The following is a 19,302-nucleotide window of genomic DNA, read 5'->3' as shown; positions in this document are numbered from 1 at the left end:
GAATGATTCCATAAGCGCTGGCTAATGACCAGAGCGACGCTGGCATGGGCAAAGCGCCTGCGCCGGCCGACCCAAAAAGGTCGGCCAAAGCACGGAAAAAGGCCGGGCGCGCGAGCCCGGCCTTTCCTCCCGCGCGGTTGCCCCTGGGCGGACCGCGCTTGCTATCTTTGTTGCCGGCCTAGCGATGCCAGCGGCGGAACCATTCGGGCTCGGAATCGGAGCTGCTTCTGCCGATCGCCATGCCGACCAGCACGCCGGCGAGGCCGCCGATCAGCACCGCCGTCGAGAAGGCGCCGGGATTCTGCTGCACCGTTTCCGAAACGCTCTGCGCCTGGCCGCGCAACTGCCTGGCCGCGCGGGTCGCCCGCTCGGAGGCGCCGCTGTAGAGGTTCGAGGCGCGATCGGACGCACCGCTGTACAAGCCGGAAGCGCGATCGGCCGCGCCATTGTACAAATCAGAAGCGCGATTGGCGGCGCCCTGGTACCAACCCGCAGCGGTCTCAACAGCTTCCTCGGCCTGCTCTGAAAGCGCCCGATTGAGCCGGCTCACCTCGCGCTTGAGTTCAGCGATCTGTTTCTTCATCGCGTCCTCGGACGCCTTGGACGAGCGAGTGCTGGCGCGGGAAGCGGCACTCCGGGTACGGCTCGCGCTGGTTGCCGGTTTGGCGGTGCCGTTCGCCGTCGAGGTGGTGCTGTCCGAGGCGGTGCTGTCATTGTCTGCCATGGATTTCTCCTGTTTGCTTCTTGCAACGGCCACGGGGCCGCATGGTTCCCCTGTGAGTGCAAAGCCAGCAGGCAAAGGCCGCGGGAAATCCCGCGGCCTTTGCACGACGAAACGATTGACGAACTGCAATCTTACTTGCCGCAATTTTTGTCATTGGTGTTCGGCGACATCGTTCCGGCTGTCGTCGAATTGGCGTCGCCTTGAGCGCCCTGCGGAGTATTCGGGCAGTTCTTGTCGGCGTTCGAGTTCATGTCGCCCGTGGTGGTGCTGCCGGTCGTCGTGCTGGTGTCCGGCGCGGCCTGGTCGGGCGGCGGGTTGGCCGGCGTCCTCGGCTCGACGGTGATGGACTGGCCACTGCCGCCGGAGCCGTCGGTTCCGCTCGTACCGCCGGCAGTCTGGGCCATCGCCGCCGTGGCGAGACCGATCGTCAGGGCCGAAGCCGCAAGGATCCTCGTAAGCATGATCTTCTCCTTCGGTTACATCGAATTGTCACGCTGTGACCAAGGGTAGAACCGACCGGGCGGATGATGGTTCCGAGAAAATTCCGGCCGATTTTTTGGAGACGCTTGATCAACCGCCGGATGCTGGTTCGGCTGTGGTTATAAGAAATATAGGAAAATTTCCCTATTATGTATTGCAGGCTGAGGGCAGCTCTGCTATGATTTTATTCATGGTGCTGATTTGCGCCGATGACCCGCCGCCCCGGCGGGTTTTGTTTTTGACCGCAATCCAATTGCCAGCTTCGGCGGGACAGCGCCCCCCTCTGTCCTGCCGGACATCTCCCCCTCGAGGGGGAGATTGGCAGCTCCGCCGGTAGCGCTCTTTCTGCGATGCTGGCGATTACCCAGCAACGCGAGCATCCCATGCCACGCTACGCCTCCATCATCACCGGCGACGACGGCGCCGAGATCGTCAGCGCCATCGGCGAGTTTGAATCGTCCGGACCGGCGCGCCGCGCCGGTCGCGTCGAGGAAGTTTCGCCTGGCGTGCGTATCGGCATGGTGCGTGGCGGTCCGCTCGAAGCGGTCGCTGGCTTCGGTTTTCCGCGCCAGGGCCTCGTTCAGCCAATGATCGCGGCAGCAACCGCGAAGGTGGCGGCAACAGCCGGCCGGCACACCGCCTCGCCAGGCGCAGTCGCCAAGAAATCAAAACGCGCCAAGCCGCGCAGGAAGCCGGCCCGCAAAAGTGCCAGGGCAAGGGCGGCGTCCAGTGCGCCGGCGCCCGATGCGGGCGCTCATGGCTGAGACCAGGCCGGCGCGTCGCAAGCGCCCCAACGCCAAGCCGACGCGTCGCAAATCGGGAACCGCCCAGGCCGGTCCCGTCCGCCCGAAGCGCGCGAGGAAAACGCTGGGCGACGATTTCGCGGCAGCACTTCGCGCCGATTTTCGCGCCCATGGCGCCGGCGTCATAGCAGCGGTTCGGGCGGAAAAGCCCGAGCAGTATCTGAAGGTCGTGCTGACGGTGCTCCCCAAGGATTTTTCGAACGGTCTCGATGTCAACAAGAACAATCTCGGCCAGTTGAGCGATGAGGAGATCCGCAGCCGCATCCGCGGCCTCGAAGCGAGCGTCCGGCCATTCCTCGATGCAGACCTATCTGGCGCTGCTCGAGGAAGTGGCGAGGAGAACTCGCAATAACCAGTTGGCCAGTTACCGGCCTTATGTCCGGCAGGCTGAGTTTCATGCTGCCGGGGCGAAAAACCGCGAGCGTCTGTTCATGGCCGGCAACCAGCTCGGCAAGACCAGGGCCGGCGGCGCCGAATGGGCTATGCACCTCACCGGCCGTTATCCGGACTGGTGGGTGGGCAAGGTGTTCGACACGCCGGTGCGGCTGTGGGCCGCCGGTGTCACCGGCGAAGGCACGCGCGACAACCCGCAGCGCGTGCTGGTCGGTCCGCCGCAGCAACAGGCCGCCTGGGGCACCGGCATGATCCCGGCCGACGCCATCGCCGACACCGTGATGGGCCGCAACGTTCCCGGTGCAATTGACAGCGTCATCGTGCGCTGGGGCGGTGGCGGCGACGTGCAGGCGTCCGAAAGCGTGCTCTCGTTCAAGTCCTACGAGAAAGGCCGCGAGAAATGGCAGGGCGAGACGCTGCACGGCGTCTGGTTCGACGAAGAGCCTCCGCTCGACATCTATTCCGAAGGCCTGACCCGTACCAACGCGACGGACGGCATAACCATCGTGACCTTCACGCCGCTGCTTGGGATGAGCGATGTGGTGCTGAGGTTTTTATCGGCGCAGGAGCTGGAGAGGATTGGGAAGGGGTAGTGACAGCCAATCTCCCCCTTGTGGGCAGGGCAATCGCATATGAGTTTTTTGCGAAGAGGACCCCCACCCTTAATCCCTCCCCACAAGGGGGAGGGAGACTTGGTAGGCGCCGATCTCCGCAAATCGCCTAGGTTCGACCCAAAAAGGGTGGCGTGCGGCAGCGTTCCCTCCCCCTTGTGGGGAGGGTTAGGGTGGGGGTCCTCTTCGCAAAAACTCATATGCGATTGCCCTGCCCTTGTGGGGGAGATGCCCGGCAGGGCAGAGGGGGCGTAGAGCGACGACCTCTGCTTACCTGTCGGCTGCGTCCCCAACCATTCGGATCGGTTTGACCATTGATACGCCGGCGGGACAGCGCTCCTCTCTGTCCTGCCGGACATCTCCCCCACGTGGGGGAGATTGGCAGCTTCGGCGACGGCGCCCACGGGAAACTGTGCTGAAACCATGATTTGCAATGTCGCTTTGGTCGCAACCGGGAGGCGAGTAATTTACGGCGCAACTTGCTCGGAGATCGACCTTGCGCCAGGCCTCAATCGTGCTTTTTCTCTGCATGCTTCTCTCGGCCTGCAGCGGCTCGAGTGGCGACTGGCGCGCCGACGCGATCGCGGCGGCGAAGGCCAAGATGCAGGGCCTGATCAACGATCCCGCCGCCATCTTCACGCATGTCGAGTTCACAGGCGACAATTCGAGCGGCCAGACGTGCGGCGTTATCACCGCCAAGATCGGCATCTTTACCAAGCAAGCCCGCTTCATCGTCTATATCGACGGCGCCGGCCCCAATGTCGAACCGGGCCTCGGCTCGTCCATGTCGCAGGCCGATTTCGACTGGGCCTGGAAGAGCGAATGCGTCAACGAGGGCTACAAGGGCTGAGCCGTTTCCTCGCCCTGTGCAGAGCGGGAAGGCCCGCGGCGGCCCTGTCGAGCCAAGATTGATCCAGCGCCCTCCTGACCGCCGCCGCTTACCCCCGTGACCTTCCTGGCGGCTGGTCAGGTCGAGCCGATCATCACAAGGGCGGACGAAGTCGAATCAGGGTATTTGCTGCCCGCAAGCTGCCTGGCGCGGGCCTTCGGATCGGTTGCTTTGCGGGTAAGCGGTTCACACCATATCCTTTCGTCGCCCGTGATCTGATTGAACCAGACATTGCATACTTTGTTTGGTGTGTCCGGAGCACAAACCTTGTGTTTGTAACCACTGAGCATGTAGATCTTGCAGGTCTGCTTACTCGTGTCATAAGGCACGTTGGATTGGCATGCCGATGCACTGCCGGCAATGGCTATCACGATTGCTATGCGGATCATGTATTTCCCCCAATTCGCCAGCAGATTTGCACTGATAAGAAGTATTATCAATGGTCGTAACTCTTCACAGCAGATAATTAACGGCAGCTAATATGTCCCGACACGTCACCTTCATGACCATCGACGATGCCGGGCACTATTCGCCTGACCAGCGCGCTGCAATCATCGCGGCATATCCCGAACATGAACGGGAAGCCCGCGCGAAAGGTATTCCGGTGCTGGGCTCGGGCCGCATCTTTCCGGTGCCGGAAGAGATGATCGCCTGCGAGCCGTTCAGATTGCCGCGCTGGTGGCCGCGCATCGGCGCGCTCGATTTCGGTTGGGACCATCCGTCCGCCGCGGTCGAGCTCGTTTGGGATACCGAGGCCGATGTCGTCTACGTTTCAAAAGCGCATCGCGCCCCGCAGCAGACACCGGCGATGCAGGCGCTGGCGCTGAGAGCCTGGGGCGATTGGCTGCCCTTCGCCTGGCCGCGCGACGGCCGCCGCGAAACACTGGAAGGCGCCGGGGTGGCGCTCGCCAAGCAATATGCCGCGCATGGGCTGAACATGCTGACCGGCCACGCCCGCTTCCCCGACGGCTCGGTCTCGGTCGAGGCCGGCTTGATGGACATGCTCGACCGCATGCAATCCGGCCGCTTCAAGGTGTTTTCCACGCTTGGCCAATGGTTTGAGGAATTTCGATTGTATCGCCGTTTCTACTGGGACGCGGTCGCCGGCGCCGAGCTGCCGGACGGTATCGACTATGCCGTCTTCGACTTCGCGGTGAACAGCGGGCCGGGCAGGGCGGCGAAATATCTGCAGGCGGTGCTTGGCATTGCCCAGGATGGCCGCGTCGGCCCGGCTACGCTTGCCGCGGCCAACGCAAAGCCGGCCGGCGTCGTTGTCGACGCGCTCTGCGATGCCCGGCTCGCCTTCCTACAGCGGTTGCCGACCTGGCCGGGCTTCGGCCGAGGCTGGAGCGCGCGCGTCGCTTCGGTGCGCCAGCAGGCGCTGCTGATGTCGGCGGCGCCAAAGGTGGCGGCTGAGGCCTCTTCGCCGGCGCCGGAATCCACCGGCGGCACGACGGCGCCCGCGGCCAGAGCAGGCGAGACCACCGCCGGAGCGCCCGCTGGCGGCCGCGCCACGCCTGCGGCTGAGTCTCCGCCTTCGGGCGACCTCGAACGCCCGGCAAGGCGGCCGGCGTCCTCGTCCTGATTGCGCTGGCGCTCGGCTCGGCCGCCGCCTGGTCCGCGCATCTTCCCTGCAACTTGCTTGGAGTGTTTTGCCAATGACCGCTGTCATCATCAGAATCGCGCTGCGCTATGTTGCTGCCGCGCTTGTTGCTCGAAGCCTGTTCGGCGCCGACGACGCCTCCGCATTTTCAACAGATCCCGACATCCAGGCCGCCATTGAGGCAGGAGTAGGTCTCACCATCGCTGCCGGCACCGAGTGGTGGCACTACCTCGCGCGCCGGTTTGGCTGGGAGCATTGACATGGAAAATCTGCAATCCGTGCTCGCCGCGTATCTCGAAGCCGCCAAGCCCTATGCCATCGTTGGCGCCGCCTGCTTTGTCGCGGGCTTCTTCATCGGGGCGATGCTATGAGCGCGCTTCTCGCCTGGTTCCTCACCAACCCGACCGTCCTTGCGCTCGGCGCCGGCATCGTTGGCGCGCTCGGCTGGGGTTTTCACCAGCGGCTCGCCGGCGCCAGGGCCGAGCGCGACAAGCAGGCGCAGGCGGAGGCTGCCGCCCGCACGCTTGCCGACCAGGTCGACAACGACATCGGCGCGCTGCCGGCGGAAGCGATCAAAAAGGAGCTGAAGTCATGGGCAAGGGATTGATCGCCGTCGCGCTCCTTGTCGCGCTTGCCGGCTGCACGACAGCCAAGGGCGGCTTCTGCGCTGTCTCCTCGCCGTTGCGTCTGTCTACCAAGGCCGTCGAAGCGCTGTCGGACGAAGAGGCGAGGGCGTTGCTCGCCCACAACCGCAAGGGCGAAAAACTCTGCGGCTGGAGGCGCTGATGCACGACATCTTCGATCTGCTCGGCATCAAGGGCCAGGTTGTGGCGGCCGGCCTCGCCGGCGGCGTGCTGAGGGCGCTGTCGCGCCATCGCTACAAACTGCGCGAGATGGTGGCTTCGCCGATTTGCGGCGCCCTGGCCGCCGCTTATCTGACGCTGCCCACGGTCGCCTGGCTCGAGGCGAGCGGCCTGCCGATGCCCACGCCGGACGACACCACCACGCTTGCCGCCGCTTTCCTCATCGGCGTCTCGGCCATGTGGATCTCCGACGTCGTTTTCGAGCTCGTGGTGCGGCGCTTCAAGGCGGCGCGGGAGGAGTGAGTTCCGCTGCCGTCTCCTAGAGCAACTCCAGGAAAGTGTGAGCGGTTAAGTTCGGCGACTTCGCCGTAACCCTCCGTCCGGAATCGCGTAAAAACAAAGAGATAGAGCAGTTCGCCGTTTCCATGAAACGGTAAAACGCTCTATGGGGCCTTGAACGCGACGGCAGGGATTTCTTCCGTTCCCCAAAAGCTGCGGTTGCGAACATGCGCGAGGCCTCGCGAGGCCTCGCTGCGGATCTTGTCGATCAATCGCTTGCGCCGATGCGGCGGATCGACCTGGATGAGTGTCGGAAGCACCTCGCCGCCGACAATGAACTGGCTCTGGGCGCACAGCGCGGGTGTCAGCTGATAGGTGGTGTTGAGCGAGCAGGTGAGCAGGGTCGGGCTGAACAGCACATGGTCGACAACGTGACGCGCAGGCCCGGTGCGCCGGATGAGCTTTTGCGCGGCCACCCTGGACACAAGATAGCCGGCAGCGCCGACATGCTCACCCACAAGGCGTGTGACGGAGTAGCCATTGCCGGCGGCGACATGCTTGCGCGCCAACCGGACTTTGATGAAGAAGCTCTCCAGTTTGACCACGTCGGCGTCGCGCGGCACCCAGCCATCGTCGGAAAGCAGCAAGCCCGCATCGGCGCTGAAGACGACATCGTCCTCAAAGACGACGCCGTACCGGTCATTGCTGTCGGCGATGATCTCCCAGCACCGGCGGTGGCTGAGATAGCAGCAGACTTCCGCGGCACTGAGCGAAGGCGTCGCCGCCACGCCGGCGGTAGCCGCGTCCAGCCCCGAAACGCGCTCGAAGGCAACGCCGATGCGTGCAAATTGCGATGTCATATGCGCCAGTCTATCGGCCGACCGGTCGAGGTTGATTACCAGGCACTTCACCAAGATCACCCTTGTTGGATTGAGAGCCGATAGCACAGCGTCGCCGGGAAGCAAGCCTTGGCGCTTTTGACTTTTTTGCCGATCCTCGGGAACCAACTCGCGGCCTTGGCGGCGAGGGTCAAGACGATCACGGCCGGCAGAGAGGCTGATTTGCATGAACGGCGATGCTGGCGGGTATGACGCAAGCCACCTATCTTATCTCAGCCAGACGCTTGAGCCGCTGGAAGAAACAGGCCACAATTCCTATCTATGGAGCAATCCAAAGGAGGTATGACATGGCTTCTTCCACCGAACGCGCAGTCCTTGCCGGCGGCTGCTTCTGGGGCATGCAGGACCTGATCCGCCGTCTTCCCGGCGTGATCTCGACCCGTGTCGGCTACAGCGGCGGCGACGTGCCCAACGCTACCTACCGCAACCACGGCACCCATGCCGAGGCGATCGAGATCATGTTCGACCCGACCAAGACCAGTTTTCGCTCGCTGCTTGAATTCTTCTTCCAGATCCACGATCCGACGACAAAGAACCGCCAGGGCAACGATGTCGGCCTGAGTTATCGCTCGGCGATCTTCTATGCCAACGATGAGCAGAAGCGCGTCGCGATAGATACAATCGCCGACGTCGATGCATCTGGGCTGTGGCCCGGCAAGGTCGTCACCGAACTCGCTCCGGTCGGCCCCTTCTGGGAGGCCGAGCCCGAGCACCAGGATTATCTGGAGCACTATCCAAACGGCTATACCTGCCACTTCGCGCGGCCAGGCTGGAAGCTTCCGGTCCGTCAACAGGCCGCAGCGTCATAGATCAGCAAGCGGGCCGTCTTTGACATAGCCGCCATCGCCTAACGAATTCCCGCCCGCCGTGCCGCAAGGCATGGCGGGCTTTTTTGCGTTCCGCGCCAGAGCAATTCCAGGAAAAGTGTGAAAACGGCTTTCCGTCCGGAATTGCGTAAAAGCAAAGAGCTAGAGCGTTTCACCGTTTCCGTGAAACGGTGAAACGCTCCAGTCAGCCCTTGGCTCGGCGGCCTTCGTGGTCGTGGCTGCCGATCCAGTGAGCCCGGATGCGATCGCTGGCTTCGAGATATGCCATATCGATGAGGTAAGTCAGAAGCTTCTCGCCATCAGCTTCCGCTTTCTGGCGAAGCTCCCGCAATATTCCCTGCGCGAACTGCAGGTTTTCCATTTTGCTAGGCTGGTCCATGGGTGCCCCAGATGTCTGCGCGGTAAGTTTGGCCCACTATGCTTGTATGAAGGTTGCGGCCCTGCTCACGGTGAAGCTGTACTCGGTTGCACTAACGCTCGATCAACGAACCTGTTGGACATCGCGCAAAATTGTCGATATTTTACGCGCCCAATCGGATAGCGACCATGCACGAAGACGAGGGCAGCACTCCTGACAAGTTGCAAGCCATGCTTGACGTGATTGCCAGGAGCGAACCTTCGAGCGAAAGCGGAGAGGCCGATTTCGTCAGGCTGCGGGCCGATGCCGCCAAGGCCGCCGGCGTGCTGATCGAATTTTACGGCGATGGGGCCCTGGAAAGAGCGAGGCTTATCGAGCGCCGGTCGCCGCAATCGCAGTTTGCGCGCATGGTCACGGCCGAAGTCGGCCGGCGCGACAAGCTGCCGCCCAAAAGCTAAAGCAATTCCAGGAAAAGTGTGAAACGGTTTTCCGTCCGGAATTTCGTAAAAACAAGACGTTGGAGTGGTTCGCCGTTTCTGTGAAACGGTGAGCCGCTCTAACCCGCAAAGAGCCGGGCGCGACACTGGCAAGGGCTGCTTCAGGACGATTTGCGCCTCCCCGGTCTCCCGCCAAGCCGCTGATCGACCTCGACCTCGACGTTGTCCAGCAGATACGACAACATGTCCTGCCCGATCGACTGCGCAATATCCTTGGCCTGTTCGACGTGGTTATGGATCGCGCGCAAGGACTGCTCCTCGCATGCGGCATCCTGCGTCAAGTCGACGATCCAACCGGGGTAAAGCGCAGCCTCGCCGACGTCATCGACATAGCACTGGCCGACAGCCAGAATCTTGCGCAGGCCCATCTTTTCCGAGCGAACCTTGTAGACTTCCCTGAAGCCCGCCCTTCGTTCTATCGCCTTGCGGATGGCCAACCGAACCCTGGGCCGATCGTCCCGCTCGATGCTTTGCATCCAGCGTTCCAGCGGCGCCCCATGCGAGAATTCGTCGAGCGTCAGCCCGAAATAGGCGGAAATATTGGCGTCGCCATAGACCCGGTCGCGCTTGATGTCCCAGGTCCAGAACCCGTCAATCGGTGGATATCGCATGTGTGTTGCAGTCACGTAAAGGCGCCAGCGTCATGGAAACCGCCCATCCGGTTTCAAGATTCGGAAACACCATGTAGCAAAAATTGAAAGAAACAAAGATGGCCTTTTGTACAAGGTCCAAAGGCATACTGCATGCTAGAGACCTGGGTGTCGTATTTGATATATCAAGAAATAGCGGTATTGAAAAATTTCTTGAACCGAAAGAATTTTCACTGCGGTATTGCAACCGCAGCTTGGTAGTTCACTCGGTAAGTAAATCTACCAAAGGATGAAGCGACCCCGAAGCTTGCATTATCCTGGTTGCAAGCGGTTCCTGCCAACATCCTTATATTTTTATAGGACGAATGCGCAGTGTTGACTGAAACCGCGTCGGTGCAAGGCGACCTTCAAGATTCTGCCGTTTCATGGGATGCTAATGGCGCCTGGCAAGACGGCAAACCGACCGGTGGTTGAAAACGCGAAATTGCGGGAAAAAGTGCCGCGCAACGCGGTAATGACCGCGGGCCATGAGCCTGTTGACGGCCCTGTCGGACCGAAGATCATTTGTTGTTGGACCTAAGTCTGATCCGGAGCCACGGATTTAGGCCGATTTTCGTTGCTGCTCATCGGTTTCAAGACCGGCGACACGCGAATCATCGGCCGCCCGGTCGTGCTCGTATTGGCGTGCCTCGGGTACGGCCTGCAACCAGGGTTCGCGTCGATCGATCCAGAGCTCATAGCCCGGCACCAGCCCCTCTGTCGGAGCCACGTCCAGGCTGCCGATCGTCACCTCAACCTCGTCCTCGCCGACAAACGGAACGCGACCGCCGCAGGTCGGGCAAAAACTTCTGGCGCCATAGGTGCCGGTGATGCCGGTTGTTTCGAAGGCCTGGCGTGGCCACACGGCATAGGCATGAAAGGCCGATCCGCTTGTCTTGCGGCAGTCCTTGCAATGGCAAAGGCCGACCCGCAGCGGTTCACCGCTCACCTGGAACTGCACGCCACCGCACAGGCAACTGCCGCTGCGTATGATGTCGTTGGACATGACTGTTCCTCCTGCTGCCCACTAACAACCCGTGGAGGGGTTGCAGCGTTTCTTGCGCCACGGCGCAAGAAACGCCACTCAATTGGGGAAAAGGTTGGAGGCCGGCTCCCCGCAACGATAGACCCAGCACTCGCCGTCCCGTGTCGGAACGCTGATGGAAATCGGTATTTCAGGCCAGTCGCACTCGACACCGAACTGCCGCACGAAGCGGTCATAGGTGTTCGCACCGGTGGTTAGCACAACAGCATGGTTACTCTGGATGAGCGCGCGCGTTTGCGAGCAGGTCATGGCGCGCGTATCCGGCCGCGCATAGGCGGCGCTCGCGGTGCACAGGGCTATGCCGGCAACAAGCAAGATCGACAGGTTGTTCTTCACGGCATACCGGCTTCCAAGATTGGTTCCGGTATCGAATATGGATCGCGGCTAGAACACCGCAAGGTATTTGAGCAGCGAAATGATGCCGATGATGATGACGATGATCTGCGCGATCTGCCTCGCACGGGCGTCAAGCGGCAGGCGCTGCACCAAATAGAGCACGAGGATGATCACCAGGAAGGTGATCAGGATGCCGATGAGAACTGATGCGCCCATATGCTTGTCCCTCCCATATGCTTGTCCCTCCATGTCAATTTTGCCGGCGGGCTGCGTCCAACGTTGCCATGTGGAAAATGGTTCCATGACGAGCCGGGTGAATTCAAAGGGTCGCCGGCTAAATACAGCGGAACATGCGCGCCGTTGGTGAGTTCATTTCCTCGACAACCAGGCGCGGGATCGCGCAATCACAAAGGGGAAAGAACCATGGGCCTCGGCACAATTCTCATCATCATTCTCATTCTGGCTTTGCTGGGTGGCTTCAGCGGCCTGGGCGGCGGACCGTTTTACGGCACTGGCTACTATGGCGGCGGCGGCCTCGGGCTGGTCCTGGTGATCATTATCATCCTGGTCTTGCTCGGACGAATCTAAGACCGGCACAAACCGTCCCGCGGCCAGCGGTAGCTTCTCAATCCGCGGCTAGCACGTCCCGCAGTTTCGTCGCCAGTTGCTCAAGCGTGAACGGTTTGGCGATGAAATGCACATCGTGGTCGAGCACGCCATTGTGCACGATCGCGTTGCGGGTGAAGCCGGTCATGAACACCACCTTCGCCGAGACCCCGCGCTTCCTTGCTTCCTCCGCCAATTGGCGGCCATTCATGCCCGGCATGACGATATCGGTCAGCATCAGCGCGATCGCCGCGTTCTCCGCCAGCTTGCGCAGCGCCTCCTCACTGCCGGCCGCCTCGACGACGGTGTAGCCGAGCTCGAGCAGTACCGCCGCCGTCGACGCACGCACGCGGGCATCGTCCTCGACCAGCAGGATGATTTCGGTCGCCGGCACATCGCCTCTGGCGCTTGGCTTTGCCGGCGCCGCCTCGTCCGAACCGATGAAACGGGGAAGATAAATCTTGATCGTCGTGCCTTCGCCCGGTTCCGAATAGATTTTAACGTGCCCGCCGGATTGCTTGACGAAGCCGAACACCTGGCTCAGCCCCAGCCCTGTTCCCTTGGTCAGCGGCTTGGTCGTGAAGAACGGCTCGAAGGCTCTTGCGATCACATCCGGCGGCATGCCAGCGCCGGTGTCGGTCACCGCGATCATGACATATTGCCCGGCCTTCACTTCCGGATGCGCCGCCGCGTAGGCCTCGTCGAGATAGCAATTGGCCGTCTCGATGGTCAGCTTGCCTTTCTCGTCCATGGCGTCGCGTGCGTTGACCGCCAGGTTGATGAGCGCGTTTTCGACCTGGCTCGGATCGGCATGGGTTTTCCACAATCCGCCGGCCAGCACCGTCTCGATCTCGATCCCTTGGCCCAGCGTGCGGCGCAGCAGGTCCGACATGGCGGTGACCAGGCGGTTGGCGTCGACGATTTGCGGCGCCAGCGGCTGCTGCCTGGAAAAGGCAAGCAACCTTGCCGTCAGATTGGCGGCGCGGGCCGCGGCGTCGGTGGCTGCCTCGACAAAACTCTGCACGTCATGCTCACCACGCGCCAGCTTGCGCTGCGCCAGGTTCATGGCGCTGGTGATGACGGCCAGCATATTGTTGAAATCATGCGCGATGCCGCCGGTGAGCTGGCCGACGGCTTCCATCTTCTGCACCTGGCGCAGTTGCGCTTCCGCCTTTTCGCGCGTCTCGATCTCGTTGACGAGCGCCGCGTTCTTGGCGCTCAGCTCATTCTGGGCGGCGACCACCTCGCTGAAGCGGCGGCTGGACTGGCGGATCGTGTAGATGCCAAGCAGCAAGATGCCAAGCAGCGCCGCGAAGGAGCCGGCGCGCAGCCAGCCCTCGATCTCTTCCATGCGCAAAGCGCGCGCGTTGAAGCTGGCGCCATCGATGCGCCGGATGGCGTCGATATTGGCGCGGATCTGATCCATGTCCAGCTTGCCGCGACCGGCGCGCACGATCTCCAGCGCCTTCGCCATGTTGCCGCTGTCGTAGAGCCGGATCGTCTCGGCCAGTTCCGCCTGCTTGCGTGCCAGCGCATCCTTGATGCCGGCGACTTGCTGCGCCCGGTCGCTGCCGGCCGGCAACATCTCGTCGATGCGCGCAAGCAGGGCCGGCAGGGTCTCGACCGCGTGCTCGTAAGGCTGAAGGTAGCTCTTCTCGCCGGTCAGCAGATAGCCACGTTGGCCCGTTTCAGCATCCTGGGCGAGCGAAAGCAGGCCAGAGAGCAATTGCTGCGCCTCGATCGCCTCCCGGCTGGCTTCACGGTCGACGATCTGGCTTTCGGCAAGAATGGCGCGCGCGCCAATGATCGCGGCGACGATGGCAAAGCCCGCAAGCAGCGGAAGCGCTTGCCAGCGCAGGGCGCGTCGCAGTCTTGCGATCATTGTCTTGCCGAGCCCGAGGAGATCGTGAAGTTCGGCAAGTGGTAAGCGCCGGCAGCGCGCAAGGCAATAGTCAGGTCCATAAAGGCAATGATTGCAGCAGACTAGGCAGGGTTCGCTACATCAAACTTTAATGAGGGCGCCGGCGGGCACGGCATAAGCGCCGCGGACGGCGGGTCGCTCTTGACCGCGACAGTTCCTCGATCGCTAGCCGCTTTCGTGCCCGCCGCAATCCAGGCACGCGATGCTTTGCCCCGGACAACCGAGCCGGTGCGTGCCTTCCGGGCAGCAATGACCGTTCGAGCTTAGCCAGCGCGCGCAAACGAAAACCTGCTTTGCCCCGCGACAGCGCGGGCATTCCTGTGAATGCGTCTCCCTTTGCGGGATGCGACGCTCCGCCTCGACCGTGTTCATCCGTTTCGCCCCCAACGCCTGGGATTATCGGTCAGATATCTTTCAGCATTCTTTACATTAGAGTTTTGACATATTGAAGTCACGAAACGACGCGAAAAAAGTTTAGGCGCGCCCAGGCGCTTTCCCTTTGCGCCGCCCTTGCTAAATGTGGTGCGGCGAAACACCGGCAATCGCGGCCGGGCAGGGCAGGCAGCGGGGATCTCTCCTACATGACATGGATCGGCGTGGGCGCGCTTTTCATCCTCGTGCTGACCTATGCCGGCGTTGCGGTCGGCCGCTTCCCAGGCTTGAGGCTCGACCGCGCCGGCATCGCGCTGCTCGGCGGCGCCGCCATGATCGCCATCGGCGCCATCGGCATCGAGGACGCCTATAAGGCGATCAATTTCGACACCATCACGCTCTTGCTCGGCATGATGATCGTGGTCGCGCATCTGAAGGTCTCGGGCGCATTCAGAGCGCTCGGCGGCTACGCCATCGAGCACGCGCATGCGCCATTCATGCTTCTGGTCATGGTGACGCTGCTCACCGGCGTGCTCTCGGCCTTCCTGGTCAATGACGCGATCTGCCTGGTGATGGCGCCGATCGTCGTCCACGTCACCCGCGTCATCAACCGCAATCCGGTGCCTTATCTTATCGCCACCTGCACGGCCTCCAATTGCGGCAGCGTCGCCACCATCACCGGTAACCCCCAGAACATGGTGATCGGCGCGCTGTCGGGCATTTCCTATCCGGCCTTCGCGCTGGCGCTGGCGCCGGTGGCGTTGTTTGGGCTCGCCGCGGTCATCGTCATCATCCGCATCATCTACCGCGCCGAATTCTCACGCCCCGCCGAGCTCAGCCCGGAGGTCTATCGCGGCCGCATGCTGCCTGGACAGGTGGCGAAAGCCACCATCGTCTGCGTGGCGCTGGCAATCGCCTTCTTCGCCGGCGTGCCGGTCGCCAAGGCGGCGCTGATTGCGGGAGCGCTTTTGCTGGTTACCCGCGCAGTCAAACCGCGGCGCATCTATCGCGAGATCGACGGGCCGCTGCTGTTCATGTTCGCTGGTCTGTTCGTGGTGGTTGCGGGCGCCGAGCGCACGCTGCTCACCCCCGACATGATCGCCTCAGCCAAGACCATCGGCCTCGACGATGTCTGGCGTCTGTCCGGCTTCACCGCGGTGTTGTCCAACGTCATGAGCAACGTGCCGGCGGTATTGGCGCTCAGGCCCTTCATTCCGGGCCTGGAAAACCCCGAACGTGCCTGGCTGGTGGTGGCGATGAGCTCGACGCTGGCTGGCAATTTCACGCTGCTCGGCTCGGTCGCCAACCTCATCGTCGCCGAGCAGGCCAAGGCTGCGGGCAAGGAGCTTTCCTTCACCGCCTTCTTCAGGGTCGGCCTGCCGCTGACACTGGTGACGCTCGCCGCCGGCACGGCCTGGCTCGCCTTCACCGCCTGATTTTGCGAGTTTTCCAGCACCGATAAAATCTGTCGCGCGCTGCTATCGAAGCGATTGCGCAAACGTTTCGATGACTCTATGGTTCGGCATAATCCGCCACAGAGCGGATGGGAAACGCATCGAAGGGAGGAGCGCTTGCCAGCACTGCGCTTGTATCGCCATGCCGACCATGGCTGAAGTCGCGCGCCGCGCCGGCGTCTCGATTTCGACCGTATCGCATGTCGTCAATCGCACGCGCTTCGTCTCGCCCGAGAAGGCGCAGCTGATCAATGACGCCATCGCCGCCATGGGCTATCAGCCCAACGAGCTGGCGCGCTCGCTGAAGGTGGCCTCGACCAACAGCGTCGGTCTCGCCATCTCGGCGATTTCCAATCCCTACTTCACCGACATCATCTGCGCGGTCGAGGCCGAATGCGCGCGCCTCGGTCTGATGGTCTTCCTCTCCGACACGCAGGAAGACCCCGACCGCGAGCTGCAGGTGGTGCGCGCCTTCCACCAGCGCCGCGTCGATGGCGTCATCCTGGCGCCGTCCGGCTCGCCGCAGCGCGCCATCGACTATCTTGCCGAAAAGAAGCTGCCTTGCGTTCTGATCGACCGCTTCGCCGACGACCGCTTCGACCAGATCGGCGTCGAGAACGACACCGCGATGCGCGCGCTGATCGACCATGTCGCCTCGTTCGGCCACAAGCGCATCGGCTACATCGCCGGACAGCCGGGGCTGGCGACGACGCGCGAGCGCATCGAGGCTTTCCAGGCCTCGCTTGCCGCCAATGGACTCGACTGCCTTGAGCACTATGTCTCGCCGGAGAATGTCGACACGGCGAGCGCTACGGCATCGACGCATGCGATCCTGTCGCTGCCTGAGCCGCCCACCGCTTTGGTCACCGGCAACAACATGACCACCATCGGAGCAGTCCGCGCCGTCCGCGAGAAGGGGCTTTCCATCCCCCGCGATCTCTCGCTGGTCGGCTTCGACGATTTCGAATGGGCCGACTGTTTCGAGCCGCGCCTGACGCTGGTCGAGCAGCCCTGCACCGACATCGGCCGCCAGGCGGCCGCGCTGCTAAGCGCCCGCATCGCCTCCAGCGGGGCGCCACCGCGCGCGGTGCGGCTGCAGGCGACATTGCAGGCGCGCCAATCCTGCGCCAAGCCGGCCCCCGGGAGGCCAATATGAGCGCGCCGCTGCTGTCCATGACCGGTGCGGTCAAGAGCTTCGGCGGCGCGCAGGCGCTGCGCGGCGTCGACTTCGACTTGAAGGCCGGCGAGATCCACGCGCTGCTCGGTGAGAACGGCGCCGGCAAGTCGACGCTGATGAACCTTCTGTCGGGCGTCCATACGCCGGACGAAGGCGAGATCCGCATCGACGGCAAGCCGGTGCGCTTCAACAACCCACGCGAGGCTCAAGGCGCCGGCATCGCCACCATCTTCCAGGAGCTCGACCTAGTGCCCTCGCTCGACGTCGCGGCGAACCTTTTCCTCGGCCGCGAGCTGATGCGGGGCGGCATGCTCGACGTGCCGGCGATGCGCCGCGAGGCGAAGCAGCGGCTGCAGGCGATCGAGCTTGCCATCGACCCGGCGCGCCTTGTCGCCGAGCTTTCCATCGGCCAGCGCCAGGTGGTGGCGATCGTCAAGGCGCTGTCTTATGCCTCGCGCGTGTTGATCATGGACGAGCCGACGGCGGCGCTTACGGTCGGTGAGGTCGAGCGCCTGTTCGACATCATGCGGAAGCTCGCCGCGACCGGCGTCGGCATCGTCTACATCTCGCACCGGTTGGAAGAGGTGCCCGAGATCGCCGACCGGGTGACGGTGATGCGCGACGGCCGCGTTGCCGGCGTCACCGAGCCGCACGCGCCGCAGGCCGAGCTGGTGCGGCTGCTGGTCGGGCGGCCGCTGGACGAGCTTTATCCCGCACGCGCGGCTAGCCCCGGCAAGACGCTGCTCAGCCTCAAGCATGCCAGCTTCAAACTCTCCAGCCAGAGCGCTGGCTGGCAGCCGCCGGACGATGTCTCGCTCGAGGTCAGGCAAGGCGAGATCGTCGGCCTCGCCGGCATCATGGGGGCAGGGCGCACCGAGCTTTTGTCCGCCCTCTACGGCACCGGCCTTGCCGGCCGCTGGCGGGGCGAGGTGGCGGTCGACGGCAGGCCGGTAAAACTCCACTCCATCCACGCGGCGCGCAAGGCCGGCATCGCCTTCGTCACCGACGACCGGCGCGGCAGCGGCTTGATGTTGCGGATGGCGGTCGGCCTCAACCTTGTGATGTCGGTGATCCGCCGCATCTCGCCGGCAGGCCTGATGTCGCCGCGCCGCCAGGCCGAGGCTGTCCGACAATCCTTCGGCCAGTTCGATATCCGCCCCAAGAACCCGGATATCGCCGTCGGCTCGCTGTCGGGCGGCAACCAGCAGAAGGTGGTGCTGGCCAAGGAGATCCTCGGCAACCCGCGCCTGCTGCTGCTCGACGAGCCGACGCGCGGCGTCGATGTCGGCGCCAAAGGCGAGATTTACGCCAGGCTGCGCGCGCTTGCCGCGCAGGGGCTGGGCATACTGGTCGCCTCCAGCGAGATGCCCGAGCTGATCGGGCTTTGCGACCGCATCGTGGTGCTGCGCCAGGGGCGCAATGTGGCGGAATTCAAGGGCGGCGTCGACGAGCACACCGTGCTTGCCGCGGCCAATGGCAGGGAGGCCTGATGTCGGACGAGAAGATTGAGGTAGCGGCAAATCCGGCGGTGCTAAGTCCGGCGTCAGCGCCCAAGCGTCGTGTCGACCCGCTGGCCATCGTCGTGCGCTTCCAGAGCCTGATCGGCCTGGTGCTGGTGGCGATCGGCGGCATCATCTTCTCGCCCAGACGCCATGGCGAGATCCTGTTCCTCAACCCCGACAATATCGCCAACATCGTGCGCGCCGTGTCCGAGACTGGCATCATCGCCATCGGCATGACCTTCGTCATCATCACCGCCGGCATCGATCTTTCGGTCGGCGCGGTGCTGGGCCTCTCCAGCGTGGTGACCGCATCGATGATGATTTCCGGCGGCTTCGGCCTGATCCCGACGATCCTGGCCGTGCTCGTCATGGGCATTGTCTTCGGCATTGTCCAGGGCACCATCTCGACGCGCTTCCGGCTGGAGCCGTTCATCGTCACACTGGCCGGCCTGCAGGCGGCGCGCGGTCTGGCGCTGATCGTCTCCGGCAACCAGTATATCAACATCTCCTATGGCGACGGGCCGGGCCTAGCGCCGCCGGTGTTCGCGGTGCTGGGCGAGCGGCTGTTCGACAACACCGTGCCGGTGGCGACCATCGTCTTCATCATCTTCGCCGCCATCGCCACCATCGTGCTCAACACCACGCGCTTCGGTCGCTACGTCTACGCCGTCGGCGGCAACGAGCGCGCCGCGCGCATTTCCGGCGTACCGGTCTCGATGGTCAAGATCGCGGTCTACGCCATCACCGGCTTTGCCTCCGCGCTTGCCGGCATCGTGCATGCCGGCCAGTTCAACTTCGGCAGCGCCAATGACGGCATGGGTTATGAGTTGACGGCCATCGCCGCCGTCGTCATCGGCGGCACCAGCTTGTTCGGCGGTGCCGGCTCGATGGTCGGCACCGTGGCCGGCACCATCATGCTTGGCGCTTTGGCCAACATCCTTCAGCTCAACAACATCACCCCCGCCACGCAGCTGCTCGCGACCGCCGCGATCATCGTGCTCGCGGCAGTGCTTCAATCCCTCGTTCGCCGCCGCGAGGGATTGGGACGATAGGAGGCCGGCGGCACCGGGAAGAGTACCCAACGACTGTAACCA

The 19,302-nt window shown here is 63.3% G+C and carries 26 protein-coding genes; 16 read left to right on the top strand and 10 right to left on the bottom strand.

The annotated features are described in order from the left end of the window. Positions 1 to 178: 178 nt before the first annotated feature. Positions 179 to 724, bottom strand: a complete 546-nt coding sequence (locus tag ACVDG8_RS03720; RefSeq protein ID WP_447253488.1) for a hypothetical protein — start codon at positions 722 to 724, stop codon at positions 179 to 181. Between the two features lie 131 nt (positions 725 to 855). After that, positions 856 to 1,185 (bottom strand): hypothetical protein, encoded by a 330-nt coding sequence (locus ACVDG8_RS03715; RefSeq protein ID WP_447253487.1) that lies wholly within the window; start codon positions 1,183 to 1,185, stop codon positions 856 to 858. A gap of 402 nt (positions 1,186 to 1,587) precedes the next feature. On the opposite strand from ACVDG8_RS03715, the gene ACVDG8_RS03710 reads away from it, so the two are divergent. From ACVDG8_RS03710 to ACVDG8_RS03695, 4 genes are all read left to right on the top strand, one after another. Further along, positions 1,588 to 1,968 carry a hypothetical protein gene (locus tag ACVDG8_RS03710; protein WP_447253486.1) on the top strand — a complete coding sequence of 127 codons (381 nt, stop codon included), beginning with the start codon at positions 1,588 to 1,590 and terminating at the stop codon, positions 1,966 to 1,968. After that, positions 1,961 to 2,359 (top strand): hypothetical protein, encoded by a 399-nt coding sequence (locus ACVDG8_RS03705; RefSeq protein ID WP_447253485.1) that lies wholly within the window; start codon positions 1,961 to 1,963, stop codon positions 2,357 to 2,359. The genes ACVDG8_RS03710 and ACVDG8_RS03705 overlap by 8 nt, the downstream gene beginning before the upstream one ends. After that, a complete protein-coding gene (locus ACVDG8_RS03700; RefSeq protein WP_447253484.1) occupies positions 2,307 to 2,993 on the top strand; it encodes a terminase large subunit domain-containing protein in 687 nt (228 codons plus the stop codon). The genes ACVDG8_RS03705 and ACVDG8_RS03700 overlap by 53 nt, the downstream gene beginning before the upstream one ends. A gap of 514 nt (positions 2,994 to 3,507) precedes the next feature. Next, positions 3,508 to 3,861 (top strand): hypothetical protein, encoded by a 354-nt coding sequence (locus ACVDG8_RS03695; RefSeq protein WP_447253483.1) that lies wholly within the window; start codon positions 3,508 to 3,510, stop codon positions 3,859 to 3,861. A gap of 116 nt (positions 3,862 to 3,977) precedes the next feature. Here ACVDG8_RS03695 and ACVDG8_RS03690 read toward each other — a convergent pair whose 3' ends face one another. Beyond that, positions 3,978 to 4,289 carry a hypothetical protein gene (locus ACVDG8_RS03690; protein ID WP_455707538.1) on the bottom strand — a complete coding sequence of 104 codons (312 nt, stop codon included), beginning with the start codon at positions 4,287 to 4,289 and terminating at the stop codon, positions 3,978 to 3,980. Positions 4,290 to 4,381: 92 nt separating this feature from the next. Here ACVDG8_RS03690 and ACVDG8_RS03685 point away from each other — a divergent pair, with 92 nt between their 5' ends. The 5 genes from ACVDG8_RS03685 (at position 4,382) to ACVDG8_RS03665 (ending at position 6,609) form a co-directional block, all read left to right on the top strand. Beyond that, entirely contained in the window at positions 4,382 to 5,485 is a 1,104-nt protein-coding gene (locus tag ACVDG8_RS03685) for a phage terminase large subunit family protein (protein WP_455707537.1), read from the top strand. Between the two features lie 73 nt (positions 5,486 to 5,558). Further along, the gene (locus ACVDG8_RS03680; RefSeq protein WP_447253480.1) at positions 5,559 to 5,762 is read left to right on the top strand and encodes a hypothetical protein; all 204 of its coding nucleotides are present in this window, start codon (positions 5,559 to 5,561) and stop codon (positions 5,760 to 5,762) included. A 108-nt stretch (positions 5,763 to 5,870) separates the two neighbouring features. Then, on the top strand, positions 5,871 to 6,110 hold the full coding sequence (locus ACVDG8_RS03675) for an ABC transporter permease (protein ID WP_447253479.1): 240 nt from the start codon (positions 5,871 to 5,873) through the stop codon (positions 6,108 to 6,110). Beyond that, positions 6,095 to 6,289, top strand: coding sequence for a hypothetical protein (locus tag ACVDG8_RS03670; RefSeq protein WP_447253478.1), 195 nt, complete (start codon positions 6,095 to 6,097; stop codon positions 6,287 to 6,289). The genes ACVDG8_RS03675 and ACVDG8_RS03670 overlap by 16 nt, the downstream gene beginning before the upstream one ends. Then, the gene (locus ACVDG8_RS03665; protein ID WP_447253477.1) at positions 6,289 to 6,609 is read left to right on the top strand and encodes a hypothetical protein; all 321 of its coding nucleotides are present in this window, start codon (positions 6,289 to 6,291) and stop codon (positions 6,607 to 6,609) included. The genes ACVDG8_RS03670 and ACVDG8_RS03665 overlap by 1 nt, the downstream gene beginning before the upstream one ends. Before the next feature lie 140 nt (positions 6,610 to 6,749). Here ACVDG8_RS03665 and ACVDG8_RS03660 read toward each other — a convergent pair whose 3' ends face one another. Further along, positions 6,750 to 7,496 (bottom strand): glycosyltransferase family 25 protein, encoded by a 747-nt coding sequence (locus tag ACVDG8_RS03660; protein ID WP_447253476.1) that lies wholly within the window; start codon positions 7,494 to 7,496, stop codon positions 6,750 to 6,752. A 275-nt stretch (positions 7,497 to 7,771) separates the two neighbouring features. On the opposite strand from ACVDG8_RS03660, the gene msrA reads away from it, so the two are divergent. Then, positions 7,772 to 8,293, top strand: coding sequence for a peptide-methionine (S)-S-oxide reductase MsrA (gene msrA / locus ACVDG8_RS03655; RefSeq protein ID WP_447253475.1), 522 nt, complete (start codon positions 7,772 to 7,774; stop codon positions 8,291 to 8,293). 202 nt (positions 8,294 to 8,495) lie between these two features. Here the strand turns inward: msrA and ACVDG8_RS03650 are convergent, their stop codons facing one another. Continuing rightward, a complete protein-coding gene (locus ACVDG8_RS03650; RefSeq protein WP_371009843.1) occupies positions 8,496 to 8,672 on the bottom strand; it encodes a hypothetical protein in 177 nt (58 codons plus the stop codon). Positions 8,673 to 8,857: 185 nt separating this feature from the next. Between ACVDG8_RS03650 and ACVDG8_RS03645 the strand changes: the two genes are divergently transcribed. Further along, entirely contained in the window at positions 8,858 to 9,127 is a 270-nt protein-coding gene (locus ACVDG8_RS03645) for a hypothetical protein (RefSeq protein WP_447253474.1), read from the top strand. 140 nt (positions 9,128 to 9,267) lie between these two features. Here ACVDG8_RS03645 and ACVDG8_RS03640 read toward each other — a convergent pair whose 3' ends face one another. The 4 genes from ACVDG8_RS03640 to ACVDG8_RS03625 form a co-directional block, all read right to left on the bottom strand. Beyond that, complete coding sequence (locus ACVDG8_RS03640; protein WP_447253473.1) at positions 9,268 to 9,792, bottom strand: PAS domain-containing protein; 525 nt, start codon at positions 9,790 to 9,792, stop codon at positions 9,268 to 9,270. A 565-nt stretch (positions 9,793 to 10,357) separates the two neighbouring features. Further along, positions 10,358 to 10,801 (bottom strand): GFA family protein, encoded by a 444-nt coding sequence (locus ACVDG8_RS03635; RefSeq protein WP_447253472.1) that lies wholly within the window; start codon positions 10,799 to 10,801, stop codon positions 10,358 to 10,360. 78 nt (positions 10,802 to 10,879) lie between these two features. Further along, positions 10,880 to 11,176: a hypothetical protein gene (locus ACVDG8_RS03630; RefSeq protein ID WP_447253471.1), complete on the bottom strand. Its 297-nt coding sequence runs from the start codon at positions 11,174 to 11,176 to the stop codon at positions 10,880 to 10,882. Positions 11,177 to 11,224: 48 nt separating this feature from the next. Beyond that, the gene (locus ACVDG8_RS03625) at positions 11,225 to 11,392 is read right to left on the bottom strand and encodes a Thivi_2564 family membrane protein (protein WP_447253470.1); all 168 of its coding nucleotides are present in this window, start codon (positions 11,390 to 11,392) and stop codon (positions 11,225 to 11,227) included. Between the two features lie 207 nt (positions 11,393 to 11,599). On the opposite strand from ACVDG8_RS03625, the gene ACVDG8_RS03620 reads away from it, so the two are divergent. Then, positions 11,600 to 11,764 (top strand): DUF3309 family protein, encoded by a 165-nt coding sequence (locus ACVDG8_RS03620; RefSeq protein ID WP_447253469.1) that lies wholly within the window; start codon positions 11,600 to 11,602, stop codon positions 11,762 to 11,764. Between the two features lie 37 nt (positions 11,765 to 11,801). Here the strand turns inward: ACVDG8_RS03620 and ACVDG8_RS03615 are convergent, their stop codons facing one another. After that, the gene (locus tag ACVDG8_RS03615; protein ID WP_447253468.1) at positions 11,802 to 13,664 is read right to left on the bottom strand and encodes a CHASE3 domain-containing protein; all 1,863 of its coding nucleotides are present in this window, start codon (positions 13,662 to 13,664) and stop codon (positions 11,802 to 11,804) included. A gap of 620 nt (positions 13,665 to 14,284) precedes the next feature. Here ACVDG8_RS03615 and ACVDG8_RS03610 point away from each other — a divergent pair. The 4 genes from ACVDG8_RS03610 (at position 14,285) to ACVDG8_RS03595 (ending at position 19,260) form a co-directional block, all read left to right on the top strand. After that, positions 14,285 to 15,511 (top strand): anion transporter, encoded by a 1,227-nt coding sequence (locus tag ACVDG8_RS03610; RefSeq protein ID WP_447253467.1) that lies wholly within the window; start codon positions 14,285 to 14,287, stop codon positions 15,509 to 15,511. A 160-nt stretch (positions 15,512 to 15,671) separates the two neighbouring features. Further along, positions 15,672 to 16,685 carry a LacI family DNA-binding transcriptional regulator gene (locus ACVDG8_RS03605; RefSeq protein WP_447253466.1) on the top strand — a complete coding sequence of 338 codons (1,014 nt, stop codon included), beginning with the start codon at positions 15,672 to 15,674 and terminating at the stop codon, positions 16,683 to 16,685. Further along, positions 16,682 to 18,196: a sugar ABC transporter ATP-binding protein gene (locus tag ACVDG8_RS03600; protein WP_447253465.1), complete on the top strand. Its 1,515-nt coding sequence runs from the start codon at positions 16,682 to 16,684 to the stop codon at positions 18,194 to 18,196. Before ACVDG8_RS03605 ends, ACVDG8_RS03600 begins: the two co-directional genes overlap by 4 nt. Further along, complete coding sequence (locus ACVDG8_RS03595; protein WP_447253464.1) at positions 18,196 to 19,260, top strand: ABC transporter permease; 1,065 nt, start codon at positions 18,196 to 18,198, stop codon at positions 19,258 to 19,260. The genes ACVDG8_RS03600 and ACVDG8_RS03595 overlap by 1 nt, the downstream gene beginning before the upstream one ends. Positions 19,261 to 19,302 lie beyond the last annotated feature (42 nt).

This window comes from Mesorhizobium sp. ORM8.1 (assembly GCF_053005525.2).
This window is presented reverse-complemented; position numbering and strand designations above follow the sequence as displayed.